This window comes from Alteromonas sp. 07-89-2, from assembly GCF_013113925.1.
In the GTDB taxonomy this organism is placed as follows: Bacteria; Pseudomonadota; Gammaproteobacteria; order Enterobacterales; family Alteromonadaceae; genus Alteromonas; species Alteromonas macleodii.
Genome location: NZ_VTYM01000013.1, coordinates 17488 through 40483, shown reverse-complemented (window position 1 = coordinate 40483; position 22996 = coordinate 17488). Strand labels below are relative to the sequence as shown.

Sequence of the window (22996 nt, the reverse complement as noted above, 5' to 3'; positions counted from 1 at the left end):
CATAAGCATTTGGTTGATATATGTGTGCAAAGTATAAACATAAATTACACAAAATGAGCAATAAATCGCTAATTTTTGCGTGTAGTGTGTGTTTTTACAAATTGCTCGTCGGTTAAACTGCGCAAAAATGCAACCAACGCCGCCTTTTCGTCTTCAGAAATCATAAAGCCTTTTATGAACGGACTACGGTAAGGGTTAGGGCTTTCAGCCAGATTTCCCCCACGAGCATAAAACTCAATGACTTCATCAAGGGTGGCAATACTGCCATCATGCATGTAGGGCGCAGTAAGGGCTATATTGCGCAAAGTAGGTGCTCTAAACTTCCCCATGTCTTGTTTATTGTGAGTAACGCTGTAAAGCCCCATGTCCGATTCCGGATAACTGCCCTTCCCATCTTCATTATACAGGCCAGTGTTGTGGAAAGGCTGAGCCGCAAAAGGTTGAAAACTATGCTTAGACGATTGAGTAAAGTTCAGACCTCCGTGGCAGTGAAAGCACTCAGTGCGCTCTGAAAAAAACAGATTCAAACCTTCAAGCTGCTGGGCGGTTAGTGCATCGTCATCTTGAGCGTAAGCGTAGTTATCAAAAGCACTATTAAACGACACTAAACTTCTTACGTAGCTAGCAAGCGCCTTTACAATATTGTTTAAATTGGGTGTATCATCACCATAAGCCGCTTGAAAAAGCGCTCGATATTCGCTGCCCTCAAAGCGCTTTAATATACGCTTTTCATTTCCCGTAACGCCCATTTCCACAGGATGTTCATTAAAAAGCGGGATCATCAGCTGCTTTTCTATACTTTCTAAATTGTTATGCGCCCAAGTGAAGGATGCATTATAAGCCACGTTTACTAGCGCTAATGCGTTACGGTTTAGCGCGTCTCCGTTCGCGCCTACTGAAACCGTCTTAGGTTCAGAGAAAGCATGCTCTGGTTCATGGCAGCTGCTGCATGAAACCGTATTGTTAGCACTTAAGCCCTTATCAAAGAAAAGCTTCTCTCCCAAAATTACGCTTTCTTCGGTCACAGGATTGTCTGCGGGAACGGGAGGCGGTGGAATATTGTGAGGCAAATTCCAAATGTAAGGTGTGGGCGATTTACTGCACGCTCCTAAAATCATTGCGACAAGAGCGATAATTGCCGCCTTGGAAGCGAGCAGAGCTCGCCTTCTAGTGCAAATTAAACGTGCCGCTACTGCCACTTAATCCAAGGCCTATGTACTAAATTCTGAATGAGCTTTTTACAGGGCTCAGTTTCAGGAGACTCGAACATACAACTTGGCGCTTCGTTTATATCAACTTGCGCGACAATGTTAGACACCGATACTTCCAAATCTAAATCAGTATCAAGCTGGGTCATCGGCAGAATAAACTCCACCCGGTTTGTGAAAGCACACGATTTTTCAGGTGGCCTGACTGCTGATTCAGAATCGCAACCCACGCTACCTAAATGATAAGACCATTTGCGTGTTTCCTCTGAGCCTTTAGACACATCCAGTCGCAAAAACTTATGACCGTTTTGCCAGCTCCAAAACATTGTACTGTCATTCAATGGCGAAGGCTGTGTAAGCGGGTTAGCGTGATTATCGTCGAAGGGAAGACCCATAGTGAAGCGCAAGTTTGTGGACAGCTTTAAAAGCTCTTCCGACACATCTAATACAATTTTGCTATTGGCATCATCAGGGTTGTTGCACTTATTGTGAAACTTTAACAATGCTATATTCGGCGTCTGCCATTGGGTTTGTTTAAACTTAACCCGCTGCCACTTCCCATCAATGCGCACTTCTGGCTTGCTAAGGTAAAAACCGAAGTAGTCTATATTCCACCGCTGTTGTCCAATACTCATGATCATTGGACATGCCCCCGTATCGACTCCCACCAACTTAAACGGGATTTCACCAGGCTCTCTTCCTTTGAGGTTAATGACATCACAGCCGGTTAACGACACTAGCGCCGCAAAGAGTAACGAAGGCATGACACTCATGCGAAAAGGCATTTTCATTTACGTATGTACTTCCTTTGGATATCTGGTAGTTTTTTATACAAACTACCTTTTTCTAATTACACACTTGCGCGGACGACAAGATGAATGCATTCCCATTAACGCTAATAGTGCTGCTTTTAGCATTTGTGAGTCAAGGTGCACAAGCGCACACAGACCATGACAAAGCGCGTTTTGTTGCCGAAGACGGCGTGGACGCGGGCAAGTGTGACAACCGTTTCAGGCCCTGTAAAACGTTGAGCTATGCCGCGCGACAGGCCAATAAAGGCGACAAAATTCTTGTTGCTGAAGGCCAATATTATTTCGACAACGCTCAGCATGCACAAGTTCTAAACGACAGTCTTTTACCCGTATTAGGAGGCTTTTCTCGTGAAGATCATTACCAGGCACAGAAGCCTGCCTTGCACAAAACTACACTAGTTAATGTGCCTACCTATTTATCAGAAGCCCTTTATGAAAAAGGGTTCGACAGTATAACTGACGGAAAAGCCGCTTCTTCCCTTCAAGCACAGGCATCATCGCACATGGTCCTTAGTACCGAAGTCAGTGCAAATGAAGCTTGCACAGATGGAACGGCTGCCGACTTCCCATGCAGCAATATCGATCTACTCTCTAACGTACCTGTTAACGTATTGTCGTCGGTATCAAATAGTACCAACGATATTTGGGGGCACGTCGATTTAAACAACCGCAGAGAATATGCCATTGTTGGCATGCAGGCCAGCATTGCCGTTGTAGATGTAACCGAGCCAACAGCGCCGGTAGTAGTTGGTGAAATTACCGGTCAAAGTACGACATGGCGCGACATTAAGGTCTATCAGTATTTCGATAGCGCTGCGGGGCGTTTTAAAGCGTATGCCTATGCCAGTGCCGATAGCGTAACCGAAGGTTTTACCATCATTGACCTTAACGACCTCCCTAATGGTATTAGCTTAACGAAGCGGATTAACGACGATAACCGTGCACACAATATCTACATCTCGAACGTAGATTACACGCTAAACACACCGTTAAATGACGCTGCGCCTCAGCTGCATTTGGTTGGCCAGGATAGTAACGGCGGAGCCTTTCGTTCATATACGCTAACCTCACCTCAAACACCAACCGCGTCTTACATACCTAGCGGTCTCACACGTGCCGACTATACGCATGATGCGTCATCTATGCGCGTTACCGACGCAAGAGCGCAAACTGACTGTGTGAATGCTACGGCTGATGGATGTACGGTTATGCTTGACTTCAATGAAGATGCAATGCGCCTTTGGGATCACACGAATACAAATAGTACCTCTGAACTAAGTAGTATTAGTTATAACGAGGTTGCCTACACCCATAGCGGTTGGTTTAGTGAAGACAAGCAATATGCCTTTGTTCACGATGAGTTGGACGAGCGAAACTTCAGCTTAAATACCCGGGTTATGATTTTTAATATTTCATCACTCACAACACCTGTGCTTGCCAGCATTTGGACCAGTGACAATGGCACTATCGATCACAACGGCTACGTAAGAGGTAACCGCTACTATATGTCTAACTATGAGCGTGGCTTAACGGTACTAGACATTTCAGATCCTACCGCGCCTTTAGAAGCAGGCTTTTTCGATACCTACCCAGCTTTTAACAGCACCAACTTTAATGGGGCGTGGGGCGTGTACCCGTTTCTACCTAGCGGTAATATTTTGGTTAGTGATATTCAGCGCGGTTTGTTCGTATTAAAAGATAATACGTTAAGCGCAACAACAGTTGCGGCCTTATCTCAGGCTAATTATGAAACGGATGCTGATACAACCTTAAGCCTTCCTGTTAATAAGACAGGTACCGGGGCTATGACAGTTGCGTATGAAGTAATAGCGGGTTCAGCCACCAGCAGCGATGTAATGTTAGCGTCTGGAGAACTCAGTTGGGGAGCGGATGAATCACAGGCTAAAAACATCACGTTAAGCATCAGTGCTAATGAAAATACTGAAAGCAATGAAGTATTTTTCGTCAGATTATTTAACCCGCAAGGAGGAGGCATCGCCTCTGGTAGCGGCTATGCTCAAGTCACCATTAACGGTACTGCCCAGCAAGGGAAAGTTGAATTAAGCACTGGCGAACGCACTATTTTAGAGACCGACTCTGAACTTGCGTTAAACATTGTTCGCCAAGGCGGAAGTGAAGGCGAAGTAAGTGTGAACTATTCACTGGAAAGCGGTACAGCAGTGAGCGATGAAGACTTTGTCAGCCAAAGCGGCACGCTAACTTGGAGCGACGGCGATACCAGTTCGAAGACCGTCAATATTACGCTTATCAACGATAGTATCGAAGAAGACAACGAACAGTTTCGTTTAGTGCTTTCTGCACAAGACACAAATCTTCTAGGTGGTGTGGTAGAAACGCTGATTACGATAAAAGACGATGAGAGCAATCAAGCCCCTGTGGTAAACGCAGGAACAGATGTTGAAACCGATGTAAGAGCCAGCGTTGAATTAACGGGAAGCGCCCAAGACCCCGAAGGCGCGTTAACAAGCGTAGAATGGACGCAAACCGCCGGCGACACGGTTACCATCAGAAATGCAGATACATTAACCATGTCTTTTACCGCCCCATCATCTCAAAGCAATTTAACCTTTTCGTTAACTGCAACGGATGAGTTTGGAGTTAGCACCAGCGACACCGTTACTGTTACCGTAAACGAAAGTGTAGTGAACTTGCCAACAGATACTAATTCAAATAGCTCTGGTGGAGGCGGTTCTACGACTCTGTTTAGCATGTTAGGCTTGGCATTAGCTCTTGGGTGGCGACGTGTAAAATTGCCAAACAAGGCACATAAACTACAGCTTAGTGAACAAAAATAAAGCAAACAAATCACAAAGCCACCAGCGAGGCGTGACAAGGCAAATAAAACTGCTTATACTTGCGCTCGCTTGTGGTTGTTATGCATAGCAAATTGCAATAAAAAACTGCACAGCACATCTCAAAATGGCCCCATAGCTCAGTTGGTTAGAGCATCCGACTCATAATCGGCAGGTCCCCTGTTCAAGTCAGGGTGGGGCCACCATTTTTTACCAGACTTCATCATGGCTACCAAAGCCACTTGTAGACACTTCAATAATGTAAAGCTTGTCGTAAGAATGACTCTTTTTCATCAGCGAGCAACCGAAGCTGGTTATCAATTTTTAAGAGCCCATCTGATAAAAAACTATTGCTCATTTTTATCTCATTGAAAACTCATTACAGGTTGAGTTGAGCATCTTGCCTTCCTAGCACCCGCATTATTTCAATATAATCACCATGAATGCGATAGTAGATACCATCAACTCCACAAACTGCTCGACGATATCCTAGTCTGATATCATCAACAGCAGGTGCAATGTAAGGCTGATTTGCTAACTGCTCAAAGCGTTCTAAAAGTTTATAATAATATGCGTCAGCTTGCGCTTCGCCAAATTCATCAAGACCACGAAACCAAATACGCTTTAAATCAGACTCAGCTGCTGCACTGAGTTTATAGTTTCCCATTATTTCGTGCTTCTTCTTTAAAGCTAGCTAGCATTTCACTCGGTGACCTTTCAACAAAACCGCTTTGCTCTGCTTCAATTAACTTCAAACGAATAGCTTCAATCTCGGCTGCTCGTACTTGCTCTTTTCTGATCAAATCTCGCAATAATTCACTGTCACTAGCATAATTACCAGTTGCTAGTTGAGCTTGCATCCATTGTTCTTGTTGATCCGTTACTGTGATACTTTTCTTTACCATTGCCATAATTTACCTCCAATAGATGAAATTCAGTAAGGATAAAATCCTACTTTATACTACTACAGTCAAGTTTAGTTCAGAACTGGTAAGAATCAATTCGAGTTTCATCATACAATCCTTATTTGGTAACTAAAGCAGCAATTTGGTGGTCAGATAAAAATAGATCTATCGTTAAAGGACAACGAGGGGGCACTCGTATGTACCACGCCAACATTCAGGCTGTAGAAAATCATGTTAAGCATAAATTTACTCGCGAGACGCTTACTACCCTGATGCAATCGCTGCCCGCTCATTAATTGGGCAATAAAATGGGAGAATAATGATGTTTGCCAGATTAAAAAACGGCCAGACAACAAAGTACAACTCCAGCCTGTCTGAGTTCGTTCGCAACGCCGACTCGTCTAAAAAGAAAAAGGTATATAGCCGTGTTATTGATAGAGCTGTAGAATCTCAGAATTCAGTAGTGAAGCAGGCTGAGCTACTACAAACTCGCTGATATTCGAGGGAGTCAGAAACTCCCTCTATTGTTTTATCTCTTTTATGCTATTAAAGCTGCCCCCTGTTCAAGTCAGGGTGGGGCCACCATTTTTTCTAGAGTTACCAATCACCACTCGCTTATATCATCACGTTATCAGTTTTCTCAAACTTAAAAAAAGCGTCTTTATTAAAACTGTAACACCAAATCTGTAGCCTAACTGCACTGTCTCTTTACCCATAGTTTGGTTCCCCTTAGATGAAGCACACCATGTCACGCCATACGTTTTATTCGCTGACGGTAACCTTCACCATTTTGTCTATTCTCGGCCAACTCTCTACCAGTATTTATAGCCCCTTCTTTTTTGATTTGGCTGCTATATACGACAGCTATGTGGGAATAATTGAAAAAAGCGTGGCCGTCTTTCTTATCGCGTTCTCACTTTCTCAGTTAGTGTCTGGTGTCGCCTGCGACTACCTAAACAAACAAAAGTTTCTACTGTACGGAGTCTTAGTATTCATCGCCGGTACGCTTATGGTGGCACTTGCCACCGAAGAAAATACCTTTCTTGTAGGAAGAGTCATTCAAGGCTTAGGCGGTGGGGTTGGCGTTTCAGTATCGCGCGGACTGTCACGTCAGATATTTAGCAAAAAGCAGCTGAATGTTTCACTTTCATTTATCAACATTGCATTCGCTATCGCGCCAGCAATAGCGCCACTAGTAGGTACACTAATTGGCGAGTCCTTCGGCGTTTTATCTATCTTTTATTTTGTACTAGTAATGGGAGTATTCGCCTTACTTTTACTGCTTTCAGTTTCCACCACCCTCAAACAGTATATGCCGACAACCTCAGAGAACGTCTTTAGCGATACTTTAGCGCTTATTAAAAACACAATGATGAAAATCGTCTCAGTGGGTATGGCCAGCGGACTACTTTATGGCATTGTGTTTAGCTTCATTACCATCTCGCCGTCAATGATAATGCAGCAATTCGGACTCACCAAAACTGTGTTCTCGATATATTCGCTTCTAGCCACGCTGTCTTTTGTGGTGGGAAGCATAATCAATATTCGGCTAGCCTCTGTTTCACCATTGTTTAAATTCAAGTATTCAAGCTTGTTTATCGCTGTGCTTTCAGTGCTTTTTTGGTTACTTATTTCCCCCTTCGCAATAAAAGGGTTAATGGGTATTTTGACTTATTGCTATATCACCTTCTTTTTTATTGGCATCGCAATGCCCTGCAGCGTAACTATCATGCTTGGCTACTCTGATAAATCCGCAGGTTTTTTAGCGGCGCTAACCGGCTTTTTTCACCTAACAGGGGCAGCAATAGGCGCTTACGCGGTGACCTTAATTACCCTAGAACCTATCATTTCTTTTTGTTTGTCCTCTTGCGGCTTAAGCGTTGCAAGTATCCTCATCTGTACAACACTGAAGAGGAATTAATTAAGCTCTTGTACGGCAATGCCGTTGTATTGATAAAACGTACATCATTTAAGGTGTTGAATAGTGAAAATCGAGTCGTGTTGCCCATTTGATTTCTAAAATCCATCCCCATAATGATGAGGCTCCCGAAGTGGTTGGGAGTAATTATTGTTAAAAGGATATTAGAAACAATGAAACGTACTATTCTCGCCAGTATCTTTGGCGCGCTTTCTTTAAATGCTTTCGCAGCTTCGCCTTCATATGACTTCGTTAAAGCTGGATACGTACAAGCAGATATTGAAGACGCAGGCGACTTCGAGCCTACCGGTTTTCAAATTCAAGGCTTCAAATCACTTAACGAAAATGTATACCTGACAGGTCGTTATGGTCAGTTGAGTGAAGACAAATATGGTGTTGACGGTGAACTTGACTATATCTCTGCAGGGGTTGGTTACCGCTATGGTTTAACTACAACAACTGACTTTTTTGGTGAGTTGACGTATGAGTATGTAGATATTGATCTAGATTCAAGCTTCGCTTCTGCTGAAGCTGACGACAATGGCTATGGCATTACTGCCGGTATTCGTTCAATGCTGTCAGAGCAATTTGAGCTTCGCGGTGCTATCCGCTATATCGACATTGAAGACGACGAAACAGCTTTTGAAATTGGCGCAGACTATTTCTTTACATCACAATTCTCTTTCGGCGCAACTTACGTTATAGCTGATGATGTTGACCTACTAGGCGTATCTGCACGTTACACCTTCTAACCCCTTTGAAGGGTTAACGTACTTGCAACAAAGCCACGTTACACAACGTGGCTTTTTTATTGAGCTACGCAAACCAGTCTATTTAGTCTCTTGGCTTAATGTGTTCGTGCGCTGCCGGCAGGCTAGCTGCACCTTCCTGCTCTAGGTTAAGCGCAGTAATTGGAAATGGAATGACAATCCCTTCTTCATCAAAACGCTTTTTAAGCATTTTTATAAAGGCGCTCTTTATGAAGAAGCGGTTAAAGTATTCACGGGTTCTCAGCATCACTGTTAAGTTGATACTAGAATTGTCGAAAGTGTGAAACAGAACAAAAGGTTGATAAGTTTCAACACCAAACTCGTGCTGCTCTAGAATAGTATTGGCAACCTCTAAACATACGTTTTCAACATGCTCTAAATCAGAGCTATAATGCACGCCAACTTCAACAGGCACCGACAGTTCGCGTTCAGGGTAGTAGTAGTTAATCAACTTTGAATTAGACAACTTACTGTTAGGCATGATCACGATGTTGTTAGGTAGCATTCTAACCCACGTGGAGCGCCATCCTATTTTCTCTACAAAACCTTGTTCTCCGGAATCCAGCTCTATGAAGTCGCCTATACGAATGGGCTTATCCATTACCAACTGAATACCCGAGAAGAAGTTTTCAAGCGTTGGCTGTAGCGCTAGTGCTACTGCGAGCGAAGTAATGCCTAACGATGCAACAATGGGTGTTACCGACACCCCCATGGTGCTTAATATAATCAAAATTGCTAATACAGCGAAAAGCGCTCTAACTGCTCCACCGGCAATTGCGCTGGTATTTTTAACTATGGTTGACTGGTCGCGATAACGACTTAACGAGTAAGTGACAAAACGCTCGAAGAAGAGAAACAAAGTAATGATGAGGCCAGCTTCGATAACAATGGTTAGCGCTTTAATCGCCCCTTCATCTTCTATCTGAAATACTGAAACAATACTTTTAACCAACAGCAGGAAAATCACCCAGATAAGCAAATTAAGTGGAGCATTTAACGACAATACAAGCACGCGATAGATATCAGACATACTGCTGTTTTCTGAGCGCGCTTTAGCTTTCAAACGCACCAAAATAAGTCGTTTAACAATGAAGAGCACAATAACAACGCCTACTAATCCGGCTATTGCTATTGCCTGCTGGTTTTCAAGAAGTTGAGTGCTGTCCACGGCTGACGGGGCTCCTGCATATATGAGTAGGCACTTTTTATTTTAGCTACACCTTAGTACGTGAAAGAAGAGGCAAAAGGTGCACCAGTTATACCAATCCACATAGGTAATTGCCCACTAGAGTTAACTGTGCTATTAACTTATTACAGGCTAATTAGGAATCAGAGAGCAGAGATAGTTTGCGTTCATATTCGCGAGACAACCACGAAGAAGCTTCGTCAATATCTGTGAAAAAAAGATAATCCATACTTTTGAGCTCGGGGATCCTCTGAAACATTATTCCGCGTATAACAGGTCCTTTATAAACATAAGCTTTCGCGATTAATCCCATATCAGGGAGCCGTTTTATAATACGCTTGAGTATGTCGAAGGCCTCAGGAGTTGCTCCTTCAACTTGGCTAATATCTGCCAGAAGGGAAAAGGGTCGTTGATTCAGTCCTATGACTAGTTTAAAAAGACGATCGCTGTAGTCTTCCGCACTTTTTTCATTAAACGCGCCATAGAGTCGAGTGGTGACTACTCCGTTCTCGTGCGAAATTGTTGATGAGCTCAGTATTTTTGGCATAGCCTACTTTCACAATTACTTCCTAGGTTAATAGTAGACGATAAGTTTTCGTAAATGCGAATACTCTTAAAGTTTAGGTTTATTTTTCAGCCAATGTTGACAGCGCTTCGTTATCGGGAAAGCGTTCAAGCCCCTGTTTTAGAATTGTATTTGCCTTCTCGGGCATGTTGTTTTCGCGCAAAGCTAATACGTAGTTGTGAACATAAACATGTTGGTTCTGCCCCACTTCATAGCCTTTCTTAAACCAAGCCACGGCTTGGATGTCGTTTTGCTCTAAGTAATAATTGGCAATCAGGAAATAACTTAACCAGTAAGTTGGCCATGTATGCGACGCGGTTTCCAAAAACGCCAATGAACGCGCTTTATCTCCCACTTTAAGCATGTCGTAAGCCGCACTTACATAAGTAAACGGTGTCATCTCAGGCGAGGTTACATTAGGAGGAACTGGTGCCAAATACCAGTAATTTCCTCTTCCCCACGTTCTTTCAAAAAGCTCAAGCGACATTTCGTGATTAGGCGTAAGGCCGGTATGTAAAGTAACCGTTCCCTTATCACTATCGAACCCAATAACAACAGCGTAGTGCCATTGGGGTAACAACTGGATGGACAAATTTTGAAAAACAATCACTGGGATATCGTCTTTAACTAACGACACAATTGACGATAAAGTCCCTCGGTCAGAATATGGCAAAAAACCAAATTGTCGGGTAGCGCTCACCATTTCTAGTTGTAAACTCCCTTCTTTACTGGGAATGAATAACTTAGGCGCAATGTCATTTGGAGAGGTGCTTTCACCATAGTAACCAAACACTTCAGATAGTGTGGTAGGCCCGCAATAAAACTGTTCTTGGGGAAAAAACGGAACAGATTGAATAGTGTGAGATTCAGGTAAAGAGGCAAGTCCCTCTTGCCGCAGCTTGTCAGCTTGAGGTGTGGACTGGCAGCCTGAAAGCAAAAATAGAAGCGAAAGACCTGCTAACGCGCAGGCCTTTTTAACTGAATTGATCATCCAATTAGCTGTTCACTGGACGAATAAATGGGTAAACGTCAGTTACACCAATCAGGTCCAAAATTGCGATAATAGCAAGTACGGTAAGCACTGCGCCCACAACACCACCCGCTGGCGCTTGATTAATTTCATCATTTAATTGGGCAATTTCGCTGTCGGTCATGCCGTTGATTCTGGCGATAGCTTGGTTGCTATCTACACCTAAGCTAACCAATTTACTCTGCACATCTGCACGATTAACCATGTCAATTAGCTGCTGCTTATTGTAGTGAGCGGCTTGAGTTTGCATTACGGAATCTGAGCTAATTGCTTCTGCATGCACGCTGCCTGACATTAAAACCGTTGCCGAAAAGCAACCAATCGCAATTTTTTTCAACAATTTCATGATGTTTCCCTCTTTAAAATGCCCAGTTTTATTCTTCTTTTGCGTTACCTAACTCACGATAAACTAGAGTGAAATAAAACTTCGCACTGATTCAGCAGACGCATTTGCGCTCTGCGGTTTATTTTCAGTAGATAAGCACAGCAAGATTAAGACCAACTAAAAATGCTTTTTTTCATAATAGACAAGGTTTCATTTTTTCTCTTTAAAATAACGATTTAAGTGACCTTTGTACGAAAAATGCTGTTCAAAGCTTTGTTCGTTAATTCTGCATTGATGCATCACCGCGCGCTGACTTTTATGTAATATTTTCTTTATGCTGGAATTATTTGCTTGCCACTAATATAAAAAGAGCAACAAACCATAAGGGGCACTCTGTGGAATGAGCGGGTGTTTCGAAACGCCTATTTCACGCCTCATACCATACGGAGTTAAGTTTGAGGTGCAATTTTTGACAAAAACACGCTATAAAAGACCGTATCGGGGTTAATACTTTCTTTAGCGTTTGGGTGAAATGCGTATCAGCGCAAAAACTGTTCAAAATTCCCTCGACATGTAGCCCTCAATTCCTTATAGTGCGCGCGCTTTTATATATTAGTGAAGTGACAACCGCTTTCACTACTATCTCTTCTCATCGTTTTACCCCTGGATACCTGTTTTGATTACCACCGCAAATATCACAATGCAGTTTGGCTCTAAGCCATTATTTGAAAATATTTCCGCAAAATTCGGCAACGGCAACCGATACGGCCTAATTGGCGCAAACGGTTGTGGCAAGTCTACCTTTATGAAAATTCTAAGCGGTAAACTTACTCCATCGTCGGGCAACGTTTCTATGGCGCCAGGCACAAAGCTAGGTATCTTGAGTCAGGACCAGTTTGCGTTTGAAGAGTTTAGTGTAGTCGATACCGTTATCATGGGTGACCGTGAATTATGGGAAGTTAAACAAGAGCGCGACGCCATTTACAGCAAGGCTGAAATGAGCGAAGAAGATGGCATGCGCGTGGCGGACTTGGAAACCCAATTCGCCGAGATGGATGGTTACACCGCCGAAGCACGCGCTGGCGATATCTTAAACTCTGCAGGCATCGACGAAAGCTATCATTTTGGTCTTATGAAAGAAGTCGCGCCCGGTAAAAAAGTACGTGTGCTTTTGGCGCAGGCGTTATTTGCCGAGCCAGACATTCTGCTTCTAGACGAACCAACCAACAACTTGGATATCTACACCATCAGTTGGCTAGCTGAAGAGCTGAACAAACGTAAATCGACCATGCTTATTATTTCGCACGACAGACACTTCCTAAACTCTGTATGCACGCACATGGCCGATATCGACTACGGTGAACTGCGCGTTTATCCGGGTAACTACGACGACTACATTCAAGCTGCCATGCTCGTTCAAGAACAGCTTCATGCAGAGAATGCTAAGAAGTCAGCGGAAATTGAAGAGCTACAGAGCTTCGTAGCGCGATTCTCTGCCAACGCATCGAAAGCGAAACAAGCCACCTCGCGTGCCCGCCGTCTTGAGAAAATTGAATTAGCTGAGGTAAAAGCGTCAAGCCGTCGTAAGCCTTATATTGTGTTTAACCAACATAAGAAACTTCACCGACTTGCTATTACTCTTGAAGAGCTAGGCCATAGCTACCCAGATCTTCCGCTATTCGACAACGCTAACTTACTATTAGAAGCAGGTCAGCGCCTGGCGATTATTGGTGAGAATGGGGCCGGCAAAACCACGCTTTTGAAGTGTTTGGTTAATGACATTGAACCTACCGCAGGTAGCTATAAGTGGGCTGAAAACGCTGCGATTGGTTACATTCCGCAGGATAACGCTAAATACTTTGCCGAAGATATCACTATGTTTGAGTGGATGAGCCAATGGCGCAGCCCCAAACACGATGACCTGCAAATAAAAGGTATGTTAGGACGTTTGCTATTTACGTCTGACGACTTCAACAAACGCGTGCAGGTATGTTCTGGTGGTGAGAAAAACCGTTTGCTGTTCGGAAAGCTAATGCTTCAAGACATCAACGTTTTAGTAATGGATGAACCCACTAACCACATGGACATGGAGTCGATTGAAGCCTTGAACAATGCGCTATACAAGTTTGATGGCACTGTTATTTTTGTTAGTCACGACCGTGAATTCGTTTCGTCACTGGCGACGCAAATCATCGAAATTAAAGACAAGAAACTGAATCACTTCGATGGAAACTACGAAGAGTTTTTGGCGCATAAAGAAAACGCGTAATTATATATCGATGCCTTCATTATTAGATGAAGTGAGCCACATAACAAAACGGGCACTTATTTAAGTGCCCGTTTTTTGTTTCAGTATATTAAAAGCTTACTGACCAGATAAATACTTGCCAACCGCTGTCGCTAAGCGGTCAAAGTAGTTAACAATCGTATTTTTAATTGGCGCTAACTCTTGTTCCGTTATTTCATCAAAGTTATCTGGCGGTGTGAAATCTTCAACACGCTCATTTTTTAGCGCATCGTCTTGAAATTCGGTAAACACTGGCAGCGTTAAGATATCAACTGGCTTGTCTAAACGCTCAATACTAACGTTAAAGCTTGCCGAAGCAATATAGTGATCGGTACCCAAAAAACTACGCGTAAACAGTCCGAACCCTTTGCTTTGATGCTCTGAACATCCATAAGTGCCGCACTCGGTAATAGCCACCGTCGGCGCTTCTTCAACGATAATCACAGTGGCAATGCCTTTGTCTAACAACGATTTTCTTAACGTGTTTTGTTTGTCATTGAACGCCCCGTTATTTCCTTCACCCATCACAAAATCTAGGGCGCCTGCATCGTCAACCATAGAAGAGATATCCACCGCAGTGAAACGACTGTTTTGCTCAATGGCTTTTTTGAATGTGTTATACAGCGTGTTGTTCAATTGCCAGTCGTAGCTATATTCTTTCGTAAAATTGTTAAATTTAGTGGTACCGATATGCGTGTGAGTGGGAAACTTTTTAGCGCTAACCAATACGCCAACTTTTTGTTTTGGTGGAGCAACTGGCTTGCTAACTGGCTCTTTAGTCGACTCGCCTTTCGTGGTTCCATCATTTACGCTGTCGCCATCTTGAACCACATCTTCTTGCTCTGTGCTTTCAGTTGGCGTGGCTTCCTCGCTATTAGGTTGAGAAGGATCGCTTTCGCCAGAATCCATACCTCGTTGCGTAACACACCCTGCAGCCAACATTAATACGGCTAACAGAACAGTAAACTTTGTCACAAACTTCATAACACTTCCTTATTTCAAAGCCATTTAAGTTAATACTAAATTTCTACCTAAAAGACCATTCTCATATTACTGAAAACGTGGGTCAGTGCATTGGCGGAATTAAGCAGTAAAAAGTCTGCGCGCTGACCTTCGGTAATGCTGCCTATGTCACTCTCTAGCCCCATAAATTGAGCCGGCGTGGCACTCGCCATTTTGCTCGCATCTTCTAACGTTACACCGCAATCATTGTGCGTATTCAAAACTGCACTATGCATATCTAAGCACGAACCAGCCAGTGTTTTGCCATCTGGCGTAGTAAGTTTATCGCCATGCCTAACGATCTCGGTATTAAAAAAGTGAAGACGCTCAATATCACTGCCCACATGCGCCATGGCATCGGTAACCAACATGGCGCGGTTGGCAGTTTTTACGTTTAATGCCAACTCAGCACTTTTGCGGTGTAAGTGATGATGATCGATAATAAAACCACAATATACGGTGTCATTAAGCAACGCGGCACCAACGGCCCCTGGCTCCCGGGAGGTTAATGCAGACATAGCGTTGTACAAATGCGTAAAGCCTGTAGCTCCCGCGTCGATAGCCGCCTGAACTTGCTCATAGCTGGCATTGGTGTGCCCAATTGCAACCGTAACTCCTTCAGCAACCATTTCTTTTATGAAGCTAGTACTCACCGTTTCTGGTGCGACAGTAAGTAAGACTTTACCAATATCTTTGCGACATAAGGTTGCAAGCTCTGCGTCAGAAGGCGTTCTTATAAATTGTGCTTCGTGCACGCCCTTTTTTGCTTTGCTCAAAAAGGGCCCCTCAAAGTGAATCCCTTTTATTAACGCTTTAATGCACTCTGGGCCGCCCGCCATTACTTCCGCAATGGCATCGGCCGCCTGAGCCATTGTAGATGCATTGTCGGTAATGATAGTTGGCAACATGGAGGTTGTGCCGAAACGCAGATGAGCCAGCGCCATGGTTTCTACTATAGCGGCAGAAGGGCTATGGTTAAAAAGCACACCACCACCGCCGTTCACTTGCGTGTCGAAATAACCGGGAATGAGCTTTCCGTTGTAAATACTACTGAGCTCTGCTGAGGTCGCATCGCTAATACTGACTATCTTGCCGCTATCAGCAGTAATGGTTTGGTTTTCAAGCCAACCTTTTGGCGTTAAAACCTGCTCGACAGTAATTGATTCTATCATTCGCTTTTTACTCTTTTGGCAAAGCTGATAGCGCCATATTCAGCACTTTTTAGCGGCGCTGTTAAATTAGAAGAGATAGAAGGCGAAAGTAAAGGCGTGTAAACATCAGCAAGGCCACCAACTAAACATAGCGGCAATGTAGAAGCCTGATTAATCAATGCTTCACCCAACTGATTGAGATAATTTGCTCCCTTTCGAATAAGAGAGGTCGCGGCGGCACACTGGTCTCGATAAGCCTGTATAACCACTGGGGCAATGTCACCAAAATCTGCAGCGTTGTAATTTGCCATCAAGGTCACTAATTGCTGAGGTGACGCTAAATTAAGGTGTTCACAAACTCGGTTCTTTAGTTCACTAACGGGCTCTACGCCGTCATAAGAAAGCAGTACATGCTTTATAGCTGATAAGCCCAACCACGCACCACTTGCATCATCGCCAACTTGCAGGCCGTAACCACCTTTGTCAGTAAATACACCCTTGTCGTAACGGGTTGCCGCTGAACCAGTACCGCAAATAATAAGGGCTCCAGACTGATTATCGTGCGCGCCCAAACAAGCGGCGTGTAAATCACTTATTACCACGGTATCGGCAAATGGGTTGTCTAACGCCAAAAAAGACTGCTTTGCTTGCGGAATATTCGCCCCTGCCAATCCAGCAGCTAGCAACACTTCTTCGCATGTAATCGGCAACGCAGCACTGTCTATTGCGTCTAACGTTGCGTCTATTACCGACCCCATTGCTTGTTCGAAGTTGGTCATTATATTTGCAGGGCCTGCCGCCCCTTCACCTAATGTATTGCCATCAATATCTTGCAACAATGCACGGCACCGGGTGCCACCACCGTCAATACCCACTACATATTTGTAACTCACGGGTTACCTGCTTCTCTAAACTATTCAATACAACTTGTTGTATGCACTTTACCACACCGATTTCACAGAATAACTTGCTTTCTTGCCAGTAAAGCAGCCTTTCACTTTTGCTCAAAACCCTAACATTAGTCTGTAATGAATTTTATGTAGGGTAAACAGCTAACAAAACGTACAGCTTAGCTCAATAGGCACAAGCGAATATGATCGAAGAACACAGCAGAGCAGTATCTTGATTAAAAAGGAAATTTACCTATGAATTTAAAAACCGTTATTGGCGCAATACCTCTAGCTTGCGTAGGTGTTAGTTCTACTCCCGCTTTTGCACAACAAGCTGGCGCTCAACAACCTCAGGGTTGGATGTGGGGGTTTGGCGTCGCAGCATCGCAAGATGTATATACCGACTTTGATAATCGCGTTGTTCCTATTCCTATTATCGGCTACACCGGTGAAAAATTACGCGTTTACGGACCATTTATTGGCTATGAACTTTTTCGCGAAAGTGGCTTTACTCTTGACGCTCAGCTTGTCCCGATATTTGCAGGTTATGAAGAAGATGACAGCGCTGTATTTACAGGTATGGACGACAGAGATTTTAGCTACGCGGCCGGAGTTGGGCTTAACTACAACACGGGTAGCTGGGTTTATTCATTGTCAACCAATGCCGATATTCTAGGGAAGTTTGATGGCTACCAAGCGTCCGCCCGTATCGGGAAAAGGTTTAGAATAAATAACTTCATGATCGAGCCGTCTATAGGCGTAAACTACCAAGACAGCAATTACGTCGACTATTACTACGGCGTACGCCCTGAAGAAGCCACAGCGTTCCGAAGTGCATATAACGGCGATAGCGCGCTCAATACGGAAGTACGCGTTGCCATCTCGACCCGTCAGTTTCTGGGCGGCATGACCCGTTTAGACGTTGGCGCAACTTTCTTTGACGATAGCATCAGCGATAGCCCGCTGACAGACGATGATACCGCGCTTAACGCCATGCTGGTTTATACTCGCTTTTTCTAAAGGTTTGGGTGAGTGATATGCTGGAGCACAAAAGAGCGAAGCTTTACTGCTAAACATAATGTGCGCAATAAAGGTGGGAACTAAGTGTAACGAACGCTGGCACAAAGCATAAAAATGCCCTCTCATTCGAGGGCATTTTCGTTTTCTTGATTTAGCATCTGCGCAAGCTTTAGCGTCTACGCGGGCTTTTTAAACGCTAGCGTTTCCCACAGTGGTACCGTAGACAAACTATGTTTATAGCTGCCAGATGTCTCTTTGGTACTGTAAGACAAGTAAATCAGTGTTTTTGAGTCGGCATCATAAATTCTTCGAAGCTTCATGTTCTTGAAAAACACGCTCTTCGATTTTTTGAATATTACTTCCCCTGAATCTGACTTATCAATTGCGTTTAACATCTCAGCCGTAATAGGGCCGGTTTGTCTGCACGCGATTGAACTGTCTGATGGATCCGACAAATCAAGGTTCGCTTCAATACTTGAAATATGGCAGGTTACACCTGTCACTATGGGGTCTTGAAGTGCATCAATTTTAATGTCTTTTGTGGTGAAAAGACCAAGAGACACATCGCCCACTTCGCTGTCGCTACAGCCTGCCAACGTAAACACCGACGCGGCGAGTAACCCCAGCACGGTCCTTTTCACAAAAGTGCCGCTCTTGAAAGTGCCTTTCATAGAAGTACGAGCCTCGTTTGAACTTAACCAACGTCCATTTGTTTTCATATCATTCCTACCTCTACTCTATTTATGATCTTTATTTGTTTACTCGAAATACCGAGCCTGTGATCATTTTAGCCTAACAGGTTTAACTGTGTCTTATCCATAAGGTCGTGCTGCTTAATAAGTTGCTTTGCCTTTTCAATGTCTGGCGCAAAATAACGGTCTTTGTCGTAAAACGGCACTTGGTCTCTTAGTAGCTGCATCAACACTTGGAGCTTTTCGCTGGTTTTAAACGGCTTCCTAAAATCTAACCCTTGGCAGGCCGCTAACCACTCAATGGCCAATATACCTGCCACGTTATCGAAAATATCTCGTAAACGCCTCGCGGCGAAGGTAGCCATAGACACGTGGTCTTCTTGGTTCGCAGACGTAGGCAACGAATCGATAGATGCGGGGTGCGCCAGGGTTTTATTTTCACTAGCAAGCGCCGCACAGGTAACCTGCGCAATCATGAAGCCCGAGTTTACCCCTCCATTTTCAACTAGGAACGGTGGCAAACCACTTAAATGCGTATCAATCATTAGCGACATTCTACGCTCCGACAGTGCGCCAATTTCAGATAGTGCAATAGCCAGCATATCTGCCGCCATTGCCACGGTTTCCGCATGAAAGTTTCCGCCAGATAGAATATCGCCAGTTGGCGTATCAGCGTCATCATTATTTTCAACAAAAACCAACGGGTTGTCGCTTACTCCATTAGCTTCAACCACCAAAATCTCTTGGGCATAGCGCATTTGCTGTAAACACGCTCCCATCACCTGTGGCTGGCAACGCAGAGAGTATGGGTCTTGTACTTTTTCACACCGTTGATGTGAATGGCCAATCTCTGAGGTGTCTAGCAATGTTCTAAACGCAGTCGCCACATCGCTCTGGCTTTTGTGGCCACGTACTTCGTGGATCCGCGCGTCGAACGGCACGCGGGAACCTAACGCGGCCTCAACAGTAAGCGCACCAATACCAATAGCACTATGAAGCGCATTTTCAGTATAAAACAACCCCTGAAGTGCAAACGCTGTCGAGGCTTGCGTGCCGTTTAACAGTGCTAAGCCTTCTTTGGGTGCCAGCGCAATTGGTTGCATGCCGGCTATTTCAAGGGCTTGGGCTGCACTGATTCTCTCTCCTTTATAAAAAGCTTCCCCTTCCCCTAACAGCACCACACTCATGTGTGCTAAAGGTGCTAAGTCGCCGCTGGCGCCTACCGAGCCTTTTTCAGGAATGGCGGGATAAATCTGTGCATTAAACAAGGTAATGAGCGCTTCTATTACGCTGAGGCGAATGCCAGAATAACCACGGGCCAATGAGTTAATTTTTAACAGCATGAGCAGGCGCACAGTATCTTCTTGCATAAAGTCGCCTGTACCGGCCGCGTGCGATAACACAATACTGCGCTGTAATAGCTCTAACTCGTCAACATTAATACGGGTGTTAGCCAATAAACCAAAGCCGGTATTGATGCCATAGACAGTCCGGTTTTCTTTAATGACATTCAGCACTACTTGCTCGGCGGCGTTTATAGCGGGTACTGCACTTTCATCTAACGATAAATGAACGTGGCCTCGATGTACTTCCCGTAACTGATCCAACGTCAATGTACCTGGCACAAGATTAAGTTGCTTAACACCATCGTTTTCAGTAAAAAAAGACGAATGCGACATGACTATTTCTCCCCGCCAAAGCTTTTGTTCGAGCTTGAATGAGTGCCTGTTCCATCGGGGATTCGTTTATTAGCCGCGCTATTGACCATGGGAAGATCCAAGTTGTGCTTGGCAGCACAGTCTATTGCAATGTCGTAGCCTGCATCTGCATGACGCATTACGCCCGTGGCAGGGTCGTTATGAAGCACCCGAGCAATACGCTCAGCCGCTTCGTCCGTACCGTCACAAACAATCACTACACCCGAGTGTTGGCTAAAGCCCATTCCTACACCTCCGCCATGGTGAAGGCTTACCCAGGTAGCGCCACCCGCTGTGTTTAATAGGGCGTTTAGTAACGGCCAGTCTGATACGGCATCTGAACCATCGAGCATGGCCTCTGTTTCTCTATTGGGTGATGCTACCGATCCAGAGTCGAGATGATCCCGTCCTATCACCACCGGTGCGCTTAGCTCGCCACTGCGAACCATTTCATTAAAGGCAAGCCCCAGCTTTTGTCTTTCACCCAGTCCCACCCAGCAAATACGTGCGGGCAGGCCTTGGAATTGAATGCGTTCTTTAGCCATATCTAGCCAGTTATGTAGATGGGGGTTGTCGGGTATAAGCTCTTTAACTTTCGCGTCCGTTTTATAGATATCTTCCGGATCGCCCGACAGCGCAGCCCATCTAAAAGGCCCTATGCCCTGACAAAAAAGCGGTCGTATATAGGCAGGAACGAAACCTGGGAAATCGAACGCATGCTCAATACCCTCTTCTAGCGCCATTTGTCTAATGTTGTTGCCATAATCAAGAGTAGCAGCGCCAGCTTGTTGGAAACCAAGCATTGCTTTAACTTGCAGCGCCATCGACTGTTTAGCACTTTTCACAACACCCGCTTCGTCTTTTTTACGCTGCGCCTCAGCCTGATCTAGTGTCCACCCCACTGGTAGATAGCCATTCAGCGGATCGTGCGCACTGGTTTGATCGGTTACAACATCGGGAATAATCCCGTTCGCTAGCATATCGGGAAAGACTTCAGCAGCATTGCCTAATAGGCCAATTGATACAGGCTTCCCAGCTTCTTTGGCTTCTTCTAGGAGTTGCATGGCTTCTTCTAACGAATGCGCTTTTTTGTCCAAATAGCCCGTGCGAATTCTGAAATCTATGCGAGTTTCATCCACCTCCACAGCTACCATTGAAAAGCCAGCCATGGTTGCAGCTAAAGGCTGCGCTCCGCCCATACCGCCCAAGCCACCAGTCAAAATCCAGCGTCCTTCAGCGCTTCCTTCAAAATGCGTTTTGGCCACGCTCACAAACGTTTCATAAGTCCCCTGGACAATGCCTTGCGAGCCTATGTATATCCATGACCCTGCGGTCATTTGCCCGTACATCATCAAACCTTCTTTATCCAGAGCGTTAAAGTGCTCCCAATTTGCCCAATGCGGTACAAGGTTAGAGTTAGCAATTAACACACGAGGTGCATTTTCGTGAGTGGGAAATACCCCAACAGGTTTGCCTGATTGAACCAGCAACGTCTCATCAGTATTTAAACGCTTGAGTACTTCTACAATTTTGTCGTAAGACGCCCAGTCACGGGCCGCACGCCCAATACCGCCGTAAACCACCAGGTTTTGCGGATGCTCCGCAACGTCTGGATCCAGGTTATTCATTAACATGCGAAGCGGCGCTTCAGTTTGCCAGCTCTTCGCATTTAGCGTACTGCCTCTTGGGGCACGTATTTCTCTTGTAGGGTCGAGGCGTTTCATAAACTTCTCCTAGGCATATTCTTACGTTTGCCGATTTGTTTTTTATTAGGAAGTGTCATCTTTTTAGAAAATAGTGAATTGCTAGCGCCTTTGGCGCGATGACACTTAGAACTCCAAGTGTCCTCCCAAGCGGTATCGACTGCCTGGGTGATACAGCACCGCGTGGCTAACCACTGCGCTTGAACTCGCTTTTGGACTATTATTCACGGATGTATCTGACGTAGCCTTTAAGCCATTCCCTAACTGGGCATTCGCCGTTGACGACTCGCCAATATTGCTCTCATCACTCGTTATTGCGCTGGGCACTCGAGAGAAGGTTCGTCGAGTAATCTTCAGGCACGGCTCTTTAGGCTTAATCAATAGTGCTTGTGCAATATCTTTTTCAACAATCACAGCTTCTACGCTATGGTCGGCTTGTGAAAGGGGCGCGACCTGATTCAAATAAAAGTTTGCAGTTTGAGCTTTAAAATCTTTATCTAAATAGTCGTTAATCCACGCTGGGTTAACCCACCTGTCTTCATACTGCACGGGTAGATTGTTCTCGCAGTGTACGATAATGCTATGAAATACTGGCTCTCCCACATCGATACCCAGTCGTTGAGCAATAACATCACTGGCTGGCGAGGTTTCCAACACCAATATCTCGTTAGTGTATCTATGCCCCCGCTGCTCTATTTCATCGCGAATGCTTTTGATCTCAAGCATTGAGCTCATAGGGCGACTATCTGACACAAACGTGCCTATCCCCTGGCTGCGCATTAAAATGCCCTCGTCCACCATTTCACTTAACGCTCTTCGCGCAGTCATTCGGCTTACACCGTGCTGCTGGGCAAGTTGGTTTTCTGAAGGCACTTGGCTACCCGGCTTCATCTCACCACTTTCGATGGCATCCAAAATTGCTGTCTTAATTACTCTGTACCGAGGTTGCATATCGTGGCCATTCACAACTAAATTGTTAATAATATGCTAACAGCATACTTGTATATACAAGTATGCACAAG

At 44.7% G+C, this 22996-nt stretch carries 21 protein-coding genes and 1 tRNA gene; 7 read left to right on the top strand and 15 right to left on the bottom strand.

The features are described from left to right. Positions 1-68: 68 nt before the first annotated feature. Both F0261_RS10525 and F0261_RS10520 read right to left on the bottom strand, forming a co-directional pair. On the bottom strand, positions 69-1199 hold the full coding sequence (locus tag F0261_RS10525; protein ID WP_367613862.1) for an MbnH family di-heme enzyme: 1131 nt from the start codon (positions 1197-1199) through the stop codon (positions 69-71). Further along, on the bottom strand, positions 1190-1999 hold the full coding sequence (locus tag F0261_RS10520; protein WP_014948461.1) for an MbnP family copper-binding protein: 810 nt from the start codon (positions 1997-1999) through the stop codon (positions 1190-1192). The genes F0261_RS10525 and F0261_RS10520 overlap by 10 nt, the downstream gene beginning before the upstream one ends. 83 nt (positions 2000-2082) lie before the next feature. Here F0261_RS10520 and F0261_RS10515 point away from each other — a divergent pair, with 83 nt between their 5' ends. Both F0261_RS10515 and F0261_RS10510 read left to right on the top strand, forming a co-directional pair. Further along, positions 2083-4836, top strand: coding sequence for a choice-of-anchor B family protein (locus F0261_RS10515; protein WP_171337926.1), 2754 nt, complete (start codon positions 2083-2085; stop codon positions 4834-4836). Between the two features lie 126 nt (positions 4837-4962). Continuing rightward, a tRNA-Ile gene (locus tag F0261_RS10510) sits at positions 4963-5039 on the top strand. Positions 5040-5212: 173 nt separating this feature from the next. Here F0261_RS10510 and F0261_RS10505 read toward each other — a convergent pair. Both F0261_RS10505 and F0261_RS10500 read right to left on the bottom strand, forming a co-directional pair. Next, positions 5213-5500, bottom strand: coding sequence for a type II toxin-antitoxin system RelE/ParE family toxin (locus F0261_RS10505; protein WP_171337925.1), 288 nt, complete (start codon positions 5498-5500; stop codon positions 5213-5215). Next, positions 5487-5744 (bottom strand): type II toxin-antitoxin system ParD family antitoxin, encoded by a 258-nt coding sequence (locus F0261_RS10500; protein ID WP_061484850.1) that lies wholly within the window; start codon positions 5742-5744, stop codon positions 5487-5489. Before F0261_RS10500 ends, F0261_RS10505 begins: the two co-directional genes overlap by 14 nt. Positions 5745-6057: 313 nt before the next feature. Here F0261_RS10500 and F0261_RS10495 point away from each other — a divergent pair, with 313 nt between their 5' ends. The 3 genes from F0261_RS10495 (at position 6058) to F0261_RS10485 (ending at position 8408) form a co-directional block, all read left to right on the top strand. Beyond that, a complete protein-coding gene (locus F0261_RS10495) occupies positions 6058-6234 on the top strand; it encodes a hypothetical protein (RefSeq protein WP_156086002.1) in 177 nt (58 codons plus the stop codon). 249 nt (positions 6235-6483) lie between these two features. Continuing rightward, on the top strand, positions 6484-7659 hold the full coding sequence (locus tag F0261_RS10490) for an MFS transporter (protein ID WP_253819403.1): 1176 nt from the start codon (positions 6484-6486) through the stop codon (positions 7657-7659). A gap of 170 nt (positions 7660-7829) precedes the next feature. Continuing rightward, positions 7830-8408 (top strand): outer membrane beta-barrel protein, encoded by a 579-nt coding sequence (locus F0261_RS10485; protein ID WP_171337923.1) that lies wholly within the window; start codon positions 7830-7832, stop codon positions 8406-8408. Positions 8409-8490: 82 nt separating this feature from the next. On the opposite strand, the gene F0261_RS10480 is transcribed toward F0261_RS10485, so the two are convergent. The 4 genes from F0261_RS10480 to F0261_RS10465 form a co-directional block, all read right to left on the bottom strand. Next, entirely contained in the window at positions 8491-9594 is a 1104-nt protein-coding gene (locus F0261_RS10480) for a mechanosensitive ion channel domain-containing protein (protein WP_171337922.1), read from the bottom strand. Between the two features lie 154 nt (positions 9595-9748). Beyond that, positions 9749-10159, bottom strand: coding sequence for a hypothetical protein (locus F0261_RS10475; protein WP_014978478.1), 411 nt, complete (start codon positions 10157-10159; stop codon positions 9749-9751). Between the two features lie 79 nt (positions 10160-10238). Next, positions 10239-11168, bottom strand: a complete 930-nt coding sequence (locus F0261_RS10470; RefSeq protein ID WP_171337921.1) for a PA2778 family cysteine peptidase — start codon at positions 11166-11168, stop codon at positions 10239-10241. A 4-nt stretch (positions 11169-11172) separates the two neighbouring features. Further along, positions 11173-11553 carry a PA2779 family protein gene (locus F0261_RS10465; protein WP_014978476.1) on the bottom strand — a complete coding sequence of 127 codons (381 nt, stop codon included), beginning with the start codon at positions 11551-11553 and terminating at the stop codon, positions 11173-11175. A 655-nt stretch (positions 11554-12208) separates the two neighbouring features. Here F0261_RS10465 and F0261_RS10460 point away from each other — a divergent pair. Beyond that, positions 12209-13801 carry an ABC-F family ATPase gene (locus F0261_RS10460; RefSeq protein ID WP_014951404.1) on the top strand — a complete coding sequence of 531 codons (1593 nt, stop codon included), beginning with the start codon at positions 12209-12211 and terminating at the stop codon, positions 13799-13801. 96 nt (positions 13802-13897) lie between these two features. Here F0261_RS10460 and F0261_RS10455 read toward each other — a convergent pair whose 3' ends face one another. From F0261_RS10455 to F0261_RS10445, 3 genes are read right to left on the bottom strand one after another with little or no spacing between them, the layout of a single operon-like run. Next, positions 13898-14803, bottom strand: coding sequence for a hypothetical protein (locus tag F0261_RS10455; RefSeq protein ID WP_171337920.1), 906 nt, complete (start codon positions 14801-14803; stop codon positions 13898-13900). 47 nt (positions 14804-14850) lie between these two features. Further along, on the bottom strand, positions 14851-15993 hold the full coding sequence (gene nagA / locus F0261_RS10450) for an N-acetylglucosamine-6-phosphate deacetylase (RefSeq protein WP_171337919.1): 1143 nt from the start codon (positions 15991-15993) through the stop codon (positions 14851-14853). Beyond that, positions 15990-16865, bottom strand: a complete 876-nt coding sequence (locus F0261_RS10445; protein WP_171337918.1) for a BadF/BadG/BcrA/BcrD ATPase family protein — start codon at positions 16863-16865, stop codon at positions 15990-15992. The genes nagA and F0261_RS10445 overlap by 4 nt, the downstream gene beginning before the upstream one ends. A 252-nt stretch (positions 16866-17117) precedes the next feature. Between F0261_RS10445 and F0261_RS10440 the strand changes: the two genes are divergently transcribed. After that, on the top strand, positions 17118-17882 hold the full coding sequence (locus tag F0261_RS10440) for a MipA/OmpV family protein (protein ID WP_171337917.1): 765 nt from the start codon (positions 17118-17120) through the stop codon (positions 17880-17882). Between the two features lie 176 nt (positions 17883-18058). Here the strand turns inward: F0261_RS10440 and F0261_RS10435 are convergent, their stop codons facing one another. From F0261_RS10435 to F0261_RS10420, 4 genes are all read right to left on the bottom strand, one after another. Then, a complete protein-coding gene (locus F0261_RS10435; protein ID WP_216600780.1) occupies positions 18059-18553 on the bottom strand; it encodes a CreA family protein in 495 nt (164 codons plus the stop codon). Positions 18554-18669: 116 nt separating this feature from the next. Further along, positions 18670-20253 (bottom strand): histidine ammonia-lyase, encoded by a 1584-nt coding sequence (gene hutH, locus F0261_RS10430; protein ID WP_171337916.1) that lies wholly within the window; start codon positions 20251-20253, stop codon positions 18670-18672. A 2-nt stretch (positions 20254-20255) separates the two neighbouring features. Then, on the bottom strand, positions 20256-21995 hold the full coding sequence (gene hutU / locus F0261_RS10425) for a urocanate hydratase (RefSeq protein WP_171337915.1): 1740 nt from the start codon (positions 21993-21995) through the stop codon (positions 20256-20258). A 105-nt stretch (positions 21996-22100) separates the two neighbouring features. Continuing rightward, positions 22101-22925: a UTRA domain-containing protein gene (locus tag F0261_RS10420; protein WP_171337914.1), complete on the bottom strand. Its 825-nt coding sequence runs from the start codon at positions 22923-22925 to the stop codon at positions 22101-22103. Positions 22926-22996: the final 71 nt, after the last annotated feature.